A 258-nucleotide genomic window follows, 5' to 3' on the forward strand; every position below is an offset into this window, starting at 1 on the left:
GCCTACAACCATGCTATTAATTATTTGCCTTGCCGTTTGCAATGATGAGTTGCTTACCGATAAGCGAGCTGATTGTGCAGATGACAGGTTTTTCAATGTTACGCCTTGTAGCTGCGCCATATATTCAATTGAATTCCAATCGATTACCAAACCATAAATATTAAATTGCTCAGGGGTTATCAGCTCAAAGTCATTATCACTTGTGCGGCACATAAATTGATTACTTGCCACACTTAGACCATTAATCTTACTTTGCTG

The 258-nt window shown here is 38.8% G+C and carries 1 protein-coding gene; it reads right to left on the reverse strand.

Annotated features, from left to right (window positions below):
* Positions 1–231 (reverse strand): hypothetical protein (locus AAEY88_RS14360; protein ID WP_350563474.1); only part of this gene is annotated, 231 nt, incomplete at its 3' end.
* Positions 232–258 lie beyond the last annotated feature (27 nt).

It is taken from the genome of Psychrobacter sp. CAL346-MNA-CIBAN-0220 (assembly GCF_040309805.1).
Taxonomy (GTDB): domain Bacteria; phylum Pseudomonadota; class Gammaproteobacteria; order Pseudomonadales; family Moraxellaceae; genus Psychrobacter.